We start from the raw sequence: 15229 nt of genomic DNA, 5'->3' as shown, positions 1-15229 counted from the left end.
CAAGGATGATAATCGTGACAGCCTCTTTTACACCTCTGATCCTGGACAATTTGGTTACCGCGATACTGCTGCTCGACGAAGGGTTGACGATCCGCTATGTCAATCCGGCTGCGGAGCAATTGCTGTCGTTCAGCAAACGTCGCCTCAACAATGCCTGCTTTCCGGAACTGCTGCAGCATTCCTCGCTCGATCTCGGCCTGATCCAGGACACGCTGCAAAGCGGACAGGGACTGGCCGACAGCGATGTCACCTTTGTCATCGACGGCAGGCACTACACCCTGGAAGTCAATGCCAGCCCGCTATCATGGCAAAAGGAGCTGCTGATCCTGCTTGAGCTTAAGCCTATCGATCAGCAGCGCCGGATCAGCCAGGAACTAAGCCAGCATGCCCAGCAACAGGCAGCCAAGGAGCTGGTACGCGGGTTGGCACACGAAATCAAGAATCCGCTCGGCGGGTTGCGCGGCGCTGCCCAGTTGCTGGAAAAAACCCTGCCGGATCCCAGCTACACCGAATATACCCAGATGATCATCGAGCAGGCCGACCGGCTGCGTAACCTGGTTGACCGGCTGCTTGGTCCGCAGCGACCGGGCTCACGCCAGGTCGATAATATTCATGTGGTACTGGAAAAGGTTCGCCAGCTGGTCGCTATCGACAGCGGCAGCAATATCCGGCTTCACCGTGACTACGATCCGAGCCTGCCGGACTTCACCATGGATCCGGAGCAGCTGGAACAAGCCATACTCAATATAGTCAGCAATGCCGCCCAGGCCCTGCAGCAGCACGGCGGCGGAAACATTACCCTGAAAACCCGGACCGCCCACCAGACCCTGATCCATGGCAAGCGCTACCGTATTGCCGCCAAGGTCGACATCATTGATGACGGACCGGGGATCCCCGGCGATATTCAGGACACCCTGTTCTACCCCATGGTGACAGGCCGGGAAGGGGGAACCGGACTGGGGCTTTCTATCGCCCAGAACCTGATTGATCAGCACCAGGGAAAAATAGAAGTTGTCAGCTGGCCTGGCCATACCAAGTTCACCATTTATCTACCGATAAAATGATGGGTAGCAGACACATCACCGATGAACGATAACGAGAGAGGACGTGATATGAGCAAAGGATTAATTTGGGTTGTCGATGATGACAGCTCAATTCGCTGGGTGCTGGAACGTACCCTCAATGCGGCCGGATTAAAGTGTGAAACCTTTGCCAACGCTGACAGTGTCATCGAGTCACTGGAGCGCAGTGTACCTGACGTACTGGTCTCCGATATCCGGATGCCGGGGATGGATGGGCTGACCTTGCTCAAGTCGCTGCAACAGGATTACCCGGCGCTGCCGGTGATCATCATGACGGCACACTCCGATCTGGATGCCGCCGTCAATGCCTATCAGGAAGGCGCTTTCGAGTACCTGCCCAAACCCTTTGATATCGATGAGGCCGTCAACCTCGTTGAACGTGCCGTCACTCACAGCCAGGAACAAAAGCGTCAGCAACAACCTGAACCGGAAGAGAAAAATGCCCCTGAAATCATCGGTGAGGCACCGGCAATGCAGGAAGTCTTCCGGGCCATCGGCCGCCTGTCACGCTCTTCCATCTCGGTGCTGATCAATGGGGAGTCCGGGACAGGCAAAGAACTGGTTGCCCATGCCCTGCACCGGCATAGCCCGCGGAGCCACAAGGAGTTTATTGCCCTCAATATGGCCGCGATACCTAAAGACTTGATTGAGTCCGAGTTGTTCGGGCACGAAAAAGGGGCGTTCACCGGTGCCAACAGCGTCCGCCAGGGGCGCTTCGAACAAGCCAACGGTGGTACCCTGTTTCTCGATGAAATCGGGGATATGCCGCTCGATATCCAGACCCGCCTGCTAAGGGTACTGGCTGACGGCCAGTTTTATCGGGTCGGCGGCCACTCGCCGGTTAACGTCGATGTACGGATCATCGCCGCCACCCACCAGGACCTTGAACGGCTTGTGACCAACGGCGACTTCCGGGAAGACTTGTTTCATCGCCTCAATGTCATCAGGGTCCATCTGCCGGCGCTGAAAGACCGCCGCCAGGATATCCCGCAGCTGACCCGCCATTTTCTCCAGCGTGCCTCCGATGAACTTGGCGTCGAGGTGAAGACTCTCCACCCGACCACGGAAGCCACCCTGACCGACCTTAACTGGCCGGGTAACGTTCGCCAGCTGGAAAACACCTGTCGCTGGCTAACGGTGATGGCCAGCGGCAACGAAATTCTGCCGACCGATCTGCCGCCGGAGCTACTGACCAACGATACCCACACCGAACCCCATAACGGCCAGGGACACTGGCACCATGCGCTCGAACAGTGGGCCAAAGATACTCTGCAGCAGGGTAACCAGAACCTATTGGGAGAGGCCCTGCCGGAGTTTGAGAAAATCTTGCTCGAGACGGCACTGGAGCACACCCACGGCCACAAGCAGGAAGCGGCAAGACTGCTTGGCTGGGGACGGAATACCCTGACCAGAAAACTAAAAGAGCTCAATGTCGTGGCGGATTAAATGACGGTTCAATAACAATCACGGGGGCGCGCAAGCCCTGGCAGGCCTGCCCTCATCGACTGATCTCTCAATTTAGCGGCATGGATATAACATTCCTGAAAAGATCATTTGCAAGTTCTGCCAATTTATCTGACTATCAGAAGATAAGAATTACAGTACGACGTATCTACTAAAACAGAAAATGCTTAAGTCTCGCCTGCTAACACTGCGCTTAGCGGTCATGGTGCCGTTTACCTCATTATTGCTGTTAACTGTCGGAGTGATCGCCATCGCCCAGCAGAACAGCTACGAGCGTATGCTGTCTGAAGTCAGCGGTAAGCTTCTGGGCTCCTACACCCGAAGCATCAGCAACGACTTGCGGGTATTTCTTGGCGACCCTTTCAATACCAACCTGACCATTGCCGATAGTATCCAGCGTCACCAGCTATACCAGCCGCCACGGCTGACGGGGCTGGAAGCGTACCTGAAAGACGCCATCTCGACCCTGTATATCCACCAGCCCCAGATCACCACCATCGGCTTCGGCAGTGAAGACAAGTATTTCGTCGGCTTTCGCAAAAAAAACCAGCACCAGCTTTCATTAATCCTGAAGGACCGGCGTACCGACAACGAGCTCCATATCTATAACGGTTCGACACACTTCGGCACGACCACCCACAAGATCAGCAAGTACGACCCGACCCGGCGCCCCTGGTACGAGCCCTTTGCCCGCAGCCTCAGCCCAGGATGGGCCGGGGTATATACCAACCAGGACGAAATGCAATCGCTGACCATTTCCGCCGTCAGCCCGGTGATTGACGATAGCCACCATACCTTGCTCGGGGTGATGGTGACAGACATAAACCTCAACTACATCAACAAGTTCCTGCAAAGAGAAAGCAAAGACTTTTCCGGAAGCACCTACATCATCAACGAAGAGGGCACCCTCATTGCCAGCTCGGTGCTGCCACCGGCCGAGCAGCCCGCCACCCACCTGCCACAGCCCGACTCTCTCATCGCCGCCAGCCAGGCCTTCATGGCGCAGACCCAGCTGCCCCTTGCCAGCCAGGGGACAGAATTTGAGTTCGAACACGACAACACCCGCTATTTCAGCCGGATAACCCCTTACCAGGACGAATACAGCCTCAAATGGAAAATTGTCGTTATCATGCCCGAGGAAGAGCTGCTGGGACAGCTACCGCAGCATCAGAAATCGGGCCTGCTGGCGGCCATACTGCTGGCCGGTTTCGGACTAATGGTCGGCCTGCTGGTGCTAAACCGATTAACCCAGCCGATCACCGATATTGCCAAGGCCTCACAGAAAATCACCGAGGACAATTGGAGTGTGGATATCAGGCAGGGATTCAGGCTGCACGAGACAGACCAGCTCGCCCAGGCCTTCCAGGCAATGTCCTCCCGCCTTCAGCATTCGTTTAACTCGCTGCGCAAGCAGGTTCTCTATGACAATCTGACCGGGCTATTGAGCCGGGAAGGCATTAGCGAGGCGACGTCAAGCCCGCATGCCAACCAGCAGGCCACCCTGATGATCATCGGCCTGAAAGCCTTTAGCCATATCAACGACAGTATCGGTCACCTCAATGGCGACCAGCTTCTGGTACTTATTGCCCGCCGCCTCGAGCGGGATTTGCCTCAGGGAGCCTTGCTGAGCCGAGTCGGCCGGGACGAGTTCGCGGTATTTATTCCCGGCCTCGATACCCATGAAAAGGCAGAACTAATCGCCCACCAGCTACTGAGCCCTTTCTCTTTTCCATTCATCGTCAATGGTGTCGAGGTCATGGTGTCGGCGAGCATCGGCGCTGTCCAGGGAATACTGCCGCAAGCCGGCATGGCCGAGTGGCTACGCAATGCCAGTCTGGCACTCAACAAGGCCAAGATGCAGGAAGATACACCGATCCACTATTTCGAGCCGCACATGCTTGAAGCCTCGCTGGAAAAAACCCGGCTGGCGGCCGAGCTCAACCGGGCTCTTGAGCACAACGAGCTTGAAGTGCATTTCCAGCCTCTGATTGATTTGGCCAGTGAAACAACCTGCGGGGCCGAGGCACTGGTTCGCTGGCGCAGCCCGACCCGGGGTCTGGTTCCCCCGAATCAGTTTATACCGCTGGCGGAAGAGAACGGGATGATCATCGAGATGGGTCAGCAAATCCTACGCCTGGCCTGTCAGCAAACCAGCCAGATGATAGCCCGGCAGCAATGGCCGCAATCCTTTATGCTCCACGTCAACTTGTCGGTTCGCCAGTTGCTGCAGGCCGACTTTGTCGAGCAGGTCGAAGCTATCCTGGCAGAATCGGGGTTACTGGCAGCCAACCTCACGCTGGAAATCACCGAGTCCAGACTGATCAGCCAGCCACAGCAGGCCACTGAAGCCCTGCAACAGCTACGTCAGCTCGGCATCCATATTGCCATCGATGACTTCGGGACCGGCTATTCCTCGCTGTCCTATCTGGCCCAACTGCCGTTTGACAGCCTGAAAATCGACCGGTCTTTCGTCAACCAGATGACCGAGAGCAACAACTACACCCCGGTTATCGCCGCGATCATTACCCTGGCAGAGAACTTTAATGCCGATATCGTTGCCGAGGGCGTCGAAACCCGGGAGCAAACCCAGCAGCTGAAAGCCCTCGGCTGTCGCTATGCCCAGGGATTTTACTACGCCAAACCCCAGCCGCTCAGCGAATGGTCAACCGCCAAGGTAAGTAGCAACCCAGTTTCTGCCGACACCGATAATTATCAACACTAACGATACTGATTAGAGTTTCCTCTTTGCGTATACTGCCTTGCCTTCCTGTCAGAGTCCGAAAAAAGGCGCTCAGAGCGAGATCAGCCTGCTGCCGATCAGAGAGTTAGAAAGAAATATTAGCCACACGGACATTTCCGCTTGTTTTTTGAGCAAAAACAATTCCATTTTGGCCAATTTTGCGTAGAATACGCCCACTTCAAAGCCAAACCGCACCAGCTTAGTCCTCTCGGGCTCTCGCTCTCTCATGGCTTTTGAGCGGGATAAAACAGCACGCTGCTTTATACCATCCGCGATAACACCAACAATAACACTGTGGGACCAACCACCATGCTGGAAAGTATTCTCTCATTCAGTGTGGCTATACCTGCCGTCAGTGAACTTGCAGCCAATGGTTCAGGCCATTTTGCTGCGGGTATTCTGACCTTGTTAGCTGCCGTCAATATGTTTAACAGCTAAGCTGTTATATCGTCCCCCGTCTCGGGGCGGTATTACACAAAAGCCCCCGTACCCAGGCCAAGAGCCAAAGTACGGGGGCTTTTGTTATTAACAGTCCCGGTAAAAATTAAATCACGCGGGAGAACTGCTGCTGGCGCGCCCGATCACGAAGATATTTGTCAAAACACATGCAAATATTGCGGATCAGCAAGCGGCCTTTCAGCTCCACCTGGATATAGCGCTCGTCCACGGTGACCAACTCATCGTTGATAAAGGTCTGCAACAACGCCAGATCTTCGGCAAAGTAAGTATCAAAATCGAGGTCGAAACGCTGCTCGATATCGTGCTTGTCCAGCTGGAAGTTACATATCAGCGCCTTGATCACCTCACGGCGCAGCAAGTCGTCGGCATCCAGCGAGACACCTTTCCACAGCGCCTCACGCTTGTCGTTCACGCTGGCATAGTATTTTTTCAGCTCTTTCTGGTTCTGGGCATAGCAGTCGCCAATCATCGAGATGGCCGACACGCCCAGCCCCAATAGGTCACAGTCACCCTGGGTGGTATAGCCCTGGAAGTTACGATGCAGGATCCCGTTGCGCTGCGCCACGGCCAGTTCGTCATCCGGCAGGGCAAAGTGGTCCATACCGATAAACTGGTAACCCACGCCCGTCAGGGTCGCGATGGTATCTTGCAAAATAGCCAGCTTCTCTTTCGCGGCTGGCAAATCGGCCTCGTTAATCTTGCGCTGGGCGGCAAACAGTGTCGGCATATGGGCATAGTTGAAAATCGACAACCGTCCCGGCTTCATGGCCAGCACCTGCTCCAGTGTTTTGGCAAACAGCTCGCGGTTCTGTTTCGGCAGACCATATATCAGGTCCAGGTTGGTCGAACGGAATCCCAGCTCTTTGGCCCGCTCAACCATGGCAAAAATGAACTCTTCATCCTGCTCGCGATTGACCAGTTTCTGCACTTCCTTGTTGAAGTCCTGGACCCCGATGCTTAACCGGTTAAACCCTTCGGCTCGCAGGTGATCCAGCATATCAAGGTCGATTTCGCGCGGATCCACCTCGATACTGATTTCGGCATCCGGCGCAAAGTTAAACAGCTCACGCAGCAGGCCCATCAGGCGGCTTACCTGAGGCTTGGTCAGAAACGTCGGGGTACCCCCGCCCCAGTGCAGCTGGCTGACATTACGCTCACCCAGCAACGCCGCCCGCTGGCGGATTTCCTGCTCCAGGGCATCCAGGTACTGGTCGGCCTTGTGTTGATGGCGGGTAATAATCTTATTACAGCCGCAGTAATAGCAAAGCTTGTGACAAAACGGGATATGGACATAAAGTGAAAGGTTACGGTCCGGATACTGCGCACACGCCATATCAAATTCCGCCGGCGTAAAGGCCTCATGAAATTCGAGGGCGGTCGGGTATGAGGTATAACGGGGGCCTGAATAATTATATTTTTCTATCAGTGCCTGATCCCAAATAATCTGCTCATGTGACATGACTTACTTCCACTCAAGGTCTTGGGGTAAATTGCGAATGCCAAGTGTGCCATAACTTGGTAAAGATGTAGACGTTTTACTTTTTTCAGCTAACTGAAATGATGACTAGCTCAGATTCTTCCCTGGCACCGAGCAAAAAACCTCATCCATCTGTTAGCTTCAGTATAGATGAGGTCTTTCAATCCTATGAAAGGCAGGGGTAATCTACGCCTTCAGGGTCAAAATAACATCCAGCTCGCGCTTGATGTCATCACCCAGTCGGGCTTCAGCCTTCATTCGCAGAAGGTCCTGCTTCATACGCTCTTTCTTTTGCAGCGCTTTACGGGCATCACCACGGTGCATATCTTTCACCACCTGATAAAGCTCGTTCATCGCCGGATACTGGCTGGCAAAATCAACCTGCAGCTCGCCTTGCAGCACTTCCATCAGCTTATACAGGCGAATGGAGATTTCCGACATATCACACTGATCCTGCTTGCCAGCCTCAGCGATGATAAACACGCTATCCATAATATTGGTATTGCGCTCTTTGATCTTTTCAGCCTGGTGAAGCTCAGCCCGCGCCATAAAAGCCTTGTGGCGTGTCGTCTGCCGATAAAGTTTATACAGCAAATACCCAGCATATGCCGCCAGTACGGCGATCACACTGCCGGCCAGTCCTAGCCAAAGCGTCATATCCAAGGGTTACTCCTTATCGAACGGGTTTCTAGAAAGAGTGTTTGTCTTACTTCTCGTCCGAGTTCTCAGCCGAGTCCTCGAACAGACCGAAGTCTGCGTTTTCAAACTGCTCAAGCAAATCATCGTCAGAAGAGACTTTGGCAGCCGGAGCAAAATCATCAGCCGTTTGTGGTTCGTCATCTTCCAGCAAACCTAGCTGGTTCATTAGCTGCTCAATACGATCCAGTTTCTGGTCAACTTGCTTCTGCAGGCCTGCACCCAGGCTTTCACCCGCTTCAATGCGATCCAGCAACACCATTAGCTGGGCATCTTTTTCCAGCATCGCCAGTTCTTGCTCGGCACTCAGGCGGCGCTCTTTCTTGGTTGCTGGCTTCTTGGCTTCGACAATCAACGGCACCGGCTTCTTACTGCCATGACGTGGGTCTTTACGCTTCGCCAGCGTTCTGGCATCCGTCGTCTGCGCTTCCGAGTGGCGGCTACCGGACTTCAGTCCCTTGCGCTTTTTGTCTTTCTGGCGTTTACGGGCTTCCAAATCAATCTGAGTTGTTGATTTTTTTGTAAATTCAGCAGGACCTTCTGATCCTGGCTTACGGCTTCTTTTCTTACGGGTCATTACTGGGTTTTCCTCAGCAAAATTACATCATTTCCAACAAACTCGACTTCCAGGCCATCGCGCTTTGCCAGGTAACGGAAAGTCTCGCGGCTGAAAAAGCTCACGTGGGTTGGGTCATTCTTGTAATGCCAATGCGCAAAGGCATCGGCATCTGTTGCTAACTTGGTCATAAACCCCAGCCATCCGCCGGGTTTTACCATCGCCGTCAGCAGCCCCCATTCCTTTGCAGGCGTATAAAAGTGTTCGATTGCCTCTGTACAAGTAACAAAGTCATATTGCCGGTCCAGCACGGCCGGATCATGGGCAAAATACGGATCATATATAGCCATATTATACCCCATCTCTGCGAGCATCACGGACAGAGTCGGCCCCGGGCCACTGCCAAAATCCAGCCCGGAACAGGATGACGTCCCCAGCCGTTCGACCAGCGGATCGGCAAGCCGGCCCAGAAAGCGACGGTAACCTGGATCATCAGGGTTGTTTTCATGCTTGTCGTAGACCGCCTTCTCATCGTCCGGTGCCAGCAAGGCCTCCGGATCAGCGAATACCAGCGCACACTCCTGACAGCGAAAGTACACCCGGCGCTTGTCCTGGTGGAAAGTATCGGCCGAATGGCTTTGGCATAACGGGCAGGGCTGCATGAAAAACTGTCTCCTATTAGCCAAAATGCAACACACTACATATGGCAAGCTGGCTTAAAATGAAGCCGGGTATAATAGCAGATTCGATCGAGAAATGTGCACTTTCGCAGCAAACTGGCCGGGGAGACCAAGGTGAGGCTGGCTGAAAAGAAAAAAGCGACAGGTGATCACCTGTCGCTCTATGGGCCGCCATTGCTGGCTTTATCCTGTCTAGTCTGTCCTTAACCAGTATGTAAACATCCCGGTCTGACAATAGTCCTTTTGTTATTGGTGCTTTCCCTGCCAACGTTGCTTGTTCTTCATCGTCCTGATGAATTCTTACCTTCCGTGTTACTGTTCCCTGTCACGTCGATCATTCCATGACCGGCTTATCCGTAAAGCTTGTTGCCGTCCTGACAACACAATTCACCATCCCTGTGGGCATGCTTTCCGTCGCACACCTGATACTTCTATACGAAGCCTTGTCCGTAAGTGTCTACCCTGACGTTCCCTACGCATCATGCGAACTTTCCGGCCTCCTGGCCAGACGTCCTGTGAATCCTTCAGGCTACCTGCCTATGCCGTCTCTGGCGCTCTCCTGTCCCTTGCCGTACTCCCTGCCGACAACGCATACTTTACGCTGATTCAGCCCCGATACAAGATTGCCCCTGGCGGTTATTTTTTTGGAACATTATTTCAACAATAATAAGGTATTGATGAATAAGAATTTAGTTACCATCCCTCTAAAAACTTTCATCATCATCGCCAGCAAGGAATGGCAGATCTCTTACAAGCTACTCAGCCATCCGCGTTTTTTCAGTGTTAACTGTCATTTAGTTGGCCCCCGGCAGCCTTAGCTTCTTCTAAAAAGTAAAAAAGGCAGCCGAGGCTGCCTTTGGGTTACTCAATACTGGAATACTGCGGTTTGTTTAGTGTAAGCCACCTACGTACTGTGACAGGGCGGTAATTTCGTCATCAGACAGTTTTGCTGCTACTGAACGCATCATCGCATTCAAATCATTGCTACGCTGGCCTGCACGGAATTTCTCCAACTGCAGTTTGACGTATTCACCATTCTGGCCAGAAATTTTAGGGAAGCCAGACAAGCTGGTACCGTTACCACGAGGACCGTGACAGGCAGTACACGCGGCAATACCTCGCTCGGCATCACCAAAGCGATACAGCTGCTGGCCAACGTCAATCGAGGATTCCGGTGTTGTATTGTCAGAGATAGGCAGGGTGGCGTAGTATGCTGCCAGATCCGCCATATCCTGTTCGGTCAGCGGCATCGCCATACCGCCCATTACCGGATCGTTACGGCCTTGCTTGCCGCCCGTCGTCATCGCTAGCTTGAAATCCTTGAGCTGTTTTTCAAGATAACCAGGGTGCTGACCGGCAATTTTCGGGTATTGCGCCATTATGCTGTTACCGTCTGCACCATGGCAGGCAGCACAGGTCGCGGCTTTCGCTTTTCCAGCTTCTGCATCTCCTTGGGCCCAGGCTGAGCAACTGGCAAGAAGAGTCAATATCAGTGCTAATTTCTTCATGACATTCCGTTTATAATTATAGAGCTTCCAGTACCACAGGTAATGCTCAGTTACATGGTATACAATGCGACCACAAACCAAGCACGGTTTTCGTACATTTTACACAATTTCACATAAAAGTAATCAGTCGACTACATGAAGACTTGACGGAGTTAACAGTGAATCAACCTCTCAACTATAGAAATACAGGCTTCATCACAAGTGCACCGGATATTCGTCACTTGCCAAACGACACAGGCGTTGAGATCGCATTTGCTGGCCGCTCCAATGCAGGTAAGTCAAGTGCCCTTAACCGTATTACCGATCAGAAAAGTCTGGCACGTACCTCCAAAACACCGGGGCGTACCCAGCTTATTAACATGTTCGAGGTTGTGGGCGGCTGCAACCTGATCGATCTGCCAGGCTACGGCTTTGCCCAGGTCCCGCTGGAAATGAAGCTGAAATGGCAGAAATCTCTGGGTGAGTACCTGCAAAAGCGCGAGTGCCTGCAGGGCCTGGTGGTATTGATGGATATTCGTCATCCGATGAAAGATCTCGATCAGCAAATGATCAGCTGGGCTGTCGAAAGTCGGTTGCCGGTCCTGGTATTGCTGACCAAAGCAGACAAGCTGAAAAGCGGTGCCCGCAAGAAGCAGCTCATGACAGTACGTAACACTGCCCTCAGCTTCGGCGGTGATGTGCAGGTGGAGGTATTCTCTTCCCTGAAGGGTATTGGTGTTGATCAGGTGCGCCGCAAGCTAGATAGCTGGTTTGCCCCTGAGCTGGCGCGTCAGCAAGCATTATTGGAACAGGAAGAAGCAGCTTCCGGCAACGATGCCGAGTAACTGACGTAAGCAAGAGAATATGGCTCTATGGACGGGGCCATAAAAATTCCCCACCTTCCAGGTGGGGCAACGGGAGAGAAATAGGAGGTTTTTATTTTTGTCCTAAAAGGATCAATGAATTCCCTCACCAACGCAAGTTTTTTATCCCGATTTTGTCTGCTTTTTAATCACATCTATCAGCTTCCAGCCCGCGTTTCCTCGCCCTAAACTCCGTTTTTTAGCCGTTTGGCGGCAAAAATAGATCCAGTTGTTTTTTGTCGCAAATTAATACCAACAAAAACACAAATGCGCACCGCTGCATATGGAAGTTAATTACATTTCTATGAATAAGAAGGCGAAAAAAAAGCCACCCCAAATCGGGGGTGGCATTTTCATGGATGTGTTGGCTAGCCGGTTTATCGACCCGCTACCAAAAACAAATATGAACAAGAAGCGTGCATGATTATACCGCTCTATTGATAAAAATTAAAGTAATTACTCTAAAATCAAAAACGCTTAAAACTTACCTTTAGTTCCGACAGGCAATAGACCACTCAGCCGAAGTTGGTTGATATTAAGCATATAAGCAATGATATGCATAATTATTGAGCAATATAACGATATGAGTCGGCAAAACAGGAAATCAAAACAGGAAAAAACAACAGGCAGGAATTTTTGGGACGATAAAATAAAAAACGCCCTGGTCAAAAGACCAGGGCGGCTGAATCAGCCAAATCCAATAACGTGAAACAAAAGGTCTGAAAGATAGAACATCTTACCTCTGTACCCTACGCCGATAACTGTATATCAATTGCACAGATTTGAAAAGTCATTTTTGTAATTTTTTTTCAGAAATTCGTAACTAATTTCACCTAATAGTAATTTTACCATTCTTTAATTTTCATAAAAAAATAGCTGGCATACCGCCAGCTATCCATTTCTAAACCACAAAACCGTCAGGCTAATGTCTAGTGTGCCTGGTCCCAGTTATCGCCAGTACCGGCATCAGCAATCAATGGGACATCCAGTTCAGCCGCTGATTCCATCAGGCGGCGGACTTCCGCACTCACGCTTTCCAGTTCCGACTCCTGTACTTCAAAGACAAGTTCGTCATGAACTTGCATCAGAAGTCGAACCCGGCCAGTCTCTTGTTCTGCGACCCACTGATCGACCAGCACCATCGCGCGCTTGATAATATCGGCAGCCGTTCCCTGCATCGGGGCATTGATCGCAGCGCGTTCAGCCGCCTTGCGACGCATACCGTTGCGGGACTTGATGTCCGGCAGATACAAACGACGGCCGAACAGGGTTTCGACATATCCCTGCTCGCTTGCTGTCGTACGGGTACTTTCCATATATTCCAGCACACCCGGGTAGCGCTCGAAATACAGGTTCATATAGTCCTGCGCTTCATTACGGCCCATATCGAGCTGTTTCGCCAGACCAAAGGCACTCATACCGTAGATCAGACCAAAGTTGATGGCCTTGGCACGGCGACGCTGTTCGCTGGTCACCGACTCAATTGGCAGGCCCAGAATTTCTGCCGCCGTCGCGGCGTGGATATCTTTGCCGTGTCTGAACGCATCAAGCAGCGCCTGATCACCAGAGAGGTGCGCCATGATCCGAAGCTCGATTTGCGAGTAGTCGACAGCCAGCACTTTATACCCCGTCGGGGCGATAAATGCCTGGCGAATACGGCGACCTTCTTCGTTACGAACCGGAATATTCTGCAAGTTCGGATCACTGGATGACAGGCGCCCGGTCGCAGTCACAGCCTGATGATAAGAGGTATGCACACGGCCTGTCGCCGGGTTGACCATCTTAGGCAGCTTGTCCGTGTAGGTCGACTTCAGCTTGGCCAGGCCGCGATACTCCAGGATCAGTTTCGGCAGCGGATAGTCCAGTGCCAGCTCCTGCAGCACCTCTTCATTGGTGGAAGGCGCACCTGACGGTGTTTTCTTCAGTACCGGCAGCCCCATCTTCTCAAACAGGATAGCCTGCAGCTGCTTTGGCGAGCTGAGATTGAATTCCTGATCGGCAATCTCGAAGGCTTTCTTCTCCAGCTCATCAAGGCGAACGGCAATTTCACTCGACTGTGCGCTAAGCAGCATGCTGTCAATCAAAACCCCGGTACGCTCCATGCGTGACAATACAGGTACCAGCGGCATCTCGATATCGTCAAACACCGACTTCAGCTTCTCGTCGGCGTTCACTTTCTCAATCAGCAGGTTGTGCAGACGCAGCGTAATGTCGGCATCTTCTGCGGCATATGGTCCGGCCTGTTCCAAATCAATCTGGTTGAACGTCAGCTGCTTCTTGCCCTTGCCGGCAATCTCTTCAAAGCTAATGGTCTTGTGTTCGAGGTAGCGCAGGGACAGACTGTCCATATCGTGACGGCCGACCACACTGTTGTAGACATAAGACTCCAGCATAGTGTCGTAGCGAATACCCTGCATCTCGATGCCATAGCGAGCCAGAATGCTGGCATCAAACTTAAGGTTCTGCCCGACCTTGGCCTGCTGCGGATCTTCCAGCAACGGTTTGAGCTGCTCCAGTACCCAGTCGCGATCCAGCTGAGCCGGTGCATCAAGGTAATCATGGGCAACAGGCACATAGGCTGCCTTGCCTTCCTCGACGGCAAACGACAACCCGACCAAATTGGCCGTCATATAATCCAGACCGTCGGTCTCGGTATCGAATGCCACGACCTCAGCGCCCTTAAGCTGCTCCAGCCAGCTAGCAAACGCCGCTTCATCGAGTACGGTTTCATAACCACTGCGATCAATAGTCGGTGCCACTGTTTTCTTTTCGGCAGCAGGCTGAGCAGAGTGCTCCTCGGCCACAATTTTGCCGTCACCGCCATCGAGCATTTCTGCCAGCCAGCGGCGGAACTGCAGCTTGCCGAACAACTTTATCAGCTCGTCGGTATCAGGTTCGCCTTTACGCAGCTGATCCGGGGTCACATCCAGCTCGACATCCAGCTTGATCGTTGCCAGCTCGTAGGACAGGTAAGCTGCCTCTTTATGTTCTTCCAGTTTCTTCGGCATCGTCTTCGAGCCACGGAAACCCAATGGCGGGATCGCATCTAGGTTGTCATACAATGCATCCAGACCACCGATCCCGGTAAGCAGCGCCTTGGCCGTCTTTTCACCGACCCCGGGTACGCCCGGAATGTTATCCACCTTATCGCCCATCAAAGCCAGGTAGTCGATGATCAACTCAGGGCCGATCCCGAACTTATCAACAACACCGGCCGGATCCATCACGACATCGGTCATGGTATTGATCAGGGTAACGTTCTGATCCACCAGCTGGGCCATGTCTTTATCACCGGTGCTGATCAATACCGGCATGTTCTCTTTCGATGCCTGAGTGGCCAGGGTGCCGATCACATCGTCCGCCTCAACCCCTGAAATCGAGATCAACGGCAGTCCCATTGCCTTGATCACGGCATGCAGCGGCTCAATCTGCCCCCGAAGATCATCCGGCATCGGTGGGCGGTTGGCCTTATACTCCGGATACATATCATCTCGGAAGGTTTTGCCCTTGGCATCAAAGATCACCGCAATGTGCTCGGTTGAAAACTGGCGCAGAAGACTACGCAACATATTCACGACACCAAATACTGCTCCCGTCGGCTCACCGTCAGAGTTTGTGAAGTTCGGTGCTGCGTGATAGGCGCGATAGAGATAAGAGGATCCATCAATCAGGATAAGTGGATTTTCAGGGATAGTTGCCATAACGATATTCTTATATCCGGGGGA

12 protein-coding genes are annotated in these 15229 nt (G+C 52.7%); 5 read left to right on the top strand and 7 right to left on the bottom strand.

Annotated elements, in window-relative coordinates; all coding sequences use genetic code 11:
• The first annotated feature begins 5 nt into the window (after nt 1-5).
• From glnL to EIZ48_RS29780, 4 genes are all read left to right on the top strand, one after another.
• Nucleotides 6-1064: a nitrogen regulation protein NR(II) gene (gene glnL / locus EIZ48_RS20890; protein ID WP_160655775.1), complete on the top strand. Its 1059-nt coding sequence runs from the start codon at nt 6-8 to the stop codon at nt 1062-1064.
• Between the two features lie 48 nt (nt 1065-1112).
• Nucleotides 1113-2528, top strand: coding sequence for a nitrogen regulation protein NR(I) (gene glnG, locus EIZ48_RS20885; protein WP_160655773.1), 1416 nt, complete (start codon nt 1113-1115; stop codon nt 2526-2528).
• A gap of 181 nt (nt 2529-2709) precedes the next feature.
• Nucleotides 2710-5268, top strand: a complete 2559-nt coding sequence (locus EIZ48_RS20880) for a bifunctional diguanylate cyclase/phosphodiesterase (protein WP_160655771.1) — start codon at nt 2710-2712, stop codon at nt 5266-5268.
• Between the two features lie 327 nt (nt 5269-5595).
• The gene (locus EIZ48_RS29780; protein ID WP_255724937.1) at nt 5596-5724 is read left to right on the top strand and encodes a hypothetical protein; all 129 of its coding nucleotides are present in this window, start codon (nt 5596-5598) and stop codon (nt 5722-5724) included.
• 106 nt (nt 5725-5830) lie between these two features.
• Here EIZ48_RS29780 and hemN read toward each other — a convergent pair whose 3' ends face one another.
• The 5 genes from hemN to EIZ48_RS20855 form a co-directional block, all read right to left on the bottom strand.
• Nucleotides 5831-7204, bottom strand: a complete 1374-nt coding sequence (gene hemN / locus EIZ48_RS20875; RefSeq protein WP_160655768.1) for an oxygen-independent coproporphyrinogen III oxidase — start codon at nt 7202-7204, stop codon at nt 5831-5833.
• Between the two features lie 204 nt (nt 7205-7408).
• A complete protein-coding gene (locus EIZ48_RS20870; protein ID WP_192928670.1) occupies nt 7409-7879 on the bottom strand; it encodes a DUF2489 domain-containing protein in 471 nt (156 codons plus the stop codon).
• Between the two features lie 49 nt (nt 7880-7928).
• The gene (gene yihI / locus EIZ48_RS20865; protein WP_160655762.1) at nt 7929-8495 is read right to left on the bottom strand and encodes a Der GTPase-activating protein YihI; all 567 of its coding nucleotides are present in this window, start codon (nt 8493-8495) and stop codon (nt 7929-7931) included.
• The gene (locus EIZ48_RS20860; protein ID WP_075762169.1) at nt 8495-9136 is read right to left on the bottom strand and encodes a class I SAM-dependent methyltransferase; all 642 of its coding nucleotides are present in this window, start codon (nt 9134-9136) and stop codon (nt 8495-8497) included. The genes yihI and EIZ48_RS20860 overlap by 1 nt, the downstream gene beginning before the upstream one ends.
• Before the next feature lie 908 nt (nt 9137-10044).
• Nucleotides 10045-10662: a c-type cytochrome gene (locus EIZ48_RS20855; RefSeq protein WP_160655759.1), complete on the bottom strand. Its 618-nt coding sequence runs from the start codon at nt 10660-10662 to the stop codon at nt 10045-10047.
• A gap of 158 nt (nt 10663-10820) precedes the next feature.
• Between EIZ48_RS20855 and yihA the strand changes: the two genes are divergently transcribed.
• Nucleotides 10821-11486: a ribosome biogenesis GTP-binding protein YihA/YsxC gene (gene yihA, locus EIZ48_RS20850; RefSeq protein ID WP_160655756.1), complete on the top strand. Its 666-nt coding sequence runs from the start codon at nt 10821-10823 to the stop codon at nt 11484-11486.
• A 705-nt stretch (nt 11487-12191) separates the two neighbouring features.
• On the opposite strand, the gene spfP is transcribed toward yihA, so the two are convergent.
• Together spfP and polA are read right to left on the bottom strand one after the other, a co-directional pair.
• Nucleotides 12192-12239 (bottom strand): small protein SpfP, encoded by a 48-nt coding sequence (gene spfP, locus EIZ48_RS30715; RefSeq protein WP_438616993.1) that lies wholly within the window; start codon nt 12237-12239, stop codon nt 12192-12194.
• Between the two features lie 194 nt (nt 12240-12433).
• Nucleotides 12434-15205, bottom strand: coding sequence for a DNA polymerase I (gene polA / locus EIZ48_RS20845; RefSeq protein ID WP_160655753.1), 2772 nt, complete (start codon nt 15203-15205; stop codon nt 12434-12436).
• Between the last annotated feature and the right edge of the window lie 24 nt (nt 15206-15229).

Source organism: Photobacterium alginatilyticum (genome assembly GCF_009910675.1).
GTDB lineage: Bacteria > Pseudomonadota > Gammaproteobacteria > Enterobacterales > Vibrionaceae > Photobacterium > Photobacterium alginatilyticum.
This window is presented reverse-complemented; position numbering and strand designations above follow the sequence as displayed.

Excerpts from the sequence above, each read along its gene's own strand:
- glnL (WP_160655775.1), top strand. The coding sequence starts at position 6 with ATGATAATCGTGACAGCCTCTTTTACACCTCTGATCCTGGACAATTTG.
- EIZ48_RS20860 (WP_075762169.1), bottom strand. The coding sequence starts at position 9,136 with ATGCAGCCCTGCCCGTTATGCCAAAGCCATTCGGCCGATACTTTCCAC.
- EIZ48_RS29780 (WP_255724937.1), top strand. The coding sequence starts at position 5,596 with ATGCTGGAAAGTATTCTCTCATTCAGTGTGGCTATACCTGCCGTCAGT.
- EIZ48_RS20855 (WP_160655759.1), bottom strand. The coding sequence starts at position 10,662 with ATGAAGAAATTAGCACTGATATTGACTCTTCTTGCCAGTTGCTCAGCC.
- yihI (WP_160655762.1), bottom strand. The coding sequence starts at position 8,495 with ATGACCCGTAAGAAAAGAAGCCGTAAGCCAGGATCAGAAGGTCCTGCT.
- polA (WP_160655753.1), bottom strand. The coding sequence starts at position 15,205 with ATGGCAACTATCCCTGAAAATCCACTTATCCTGATTGATGGATCCTCT.
- glnG (WP_160655773.1), top strand. The coding sequence starts at position 1,113 with ATGAGCAAAGGATTAATTTGGGTTGTCGATGATGACAGCTCAATTCGC.
- EIZ48_RS20870 (WP_192928670.1), bottom strand. The coding sequence starts at position 7,879 with ATGACGCTTTGGCTAGGACTGGCCGGCAGTGTGATCGCCGTACTGGCG.
- hemN (WP_160655768.1), bottom strand. The coding sequence starts at position 7,204 with ATGTCACATGAGCAGATTATTTGGGATCAGGCACTGATAGAAAAATAT.
- EIZ48_RS20880 (WP_160655771.1), top strand. The coding sequence starts at position 2,710 with ATGCTTAAGTCTCGCCTGCTAACACTGCGCTTAGCGGTCATGGTGCCG.